The organism is Plantactinospora sp. ZYX-F-223, from assembly GCF_039649625.1.
Classification (GTDB): domain Bacteria; phylum Actinomycetota; class Actinomycetes; order Mycobacteriales; family Micromonosporaceae; genus Plantactinospora.
This window is the reverse complement of record NZ_JBDJAV010000207.1, coordinates 1-340: the sequence shown is the minus strand read 5'-3', so window position 1 is coordinate 340 and position 340 is coordinate 1. Positions and strand designations below refer to the sequence as shown.

The 340-nt window shown below is 68.2% G+C and carries 1 protein-coding gene; it reads right to left on the bottom strand.

From position 1 onward, the window contains the following. A partial coding sequence (locus AAH979_RS43205) for a transposase (protein WP_346263907.1) occupies positions 1-320 on the bottom strand: 320 nt, incomplete at its 3' end. Positions 321-340: the final 20 nt, after the last annotated feature.

Below are 340 nucleotides of genomic sequence, written 5' to 3'. Positions count from 1 at the left end.
TCGATGATCCCCGCCGTCGGCTCCGCCTCGCGGTCGTGGGCGAGGCGGACCTGCTCGCGCAGCTCGGTGAGGATCCGTTCGGTCACACCCCGCTTGTTCAGCCGTTTGAAGTGCCCGTACACCGTCTGCCACGGCGGGAAGTCCGCCGGCAGGTACCGCCACGGGCAGCCGGTACGCAGCACGTACAGGATCGCGTCGATGACCGCCCTGCGGGGATTCTTCTCCGGCCGGCCCATCCACTTCTGGCCAGGCAACAGCGCCTCGACGATCTCCCACTGGGCGTCAGTCAGGTCAGACGGGTACCGCCGCACTCGCTCCATACCCGACTACCGAGCCACTC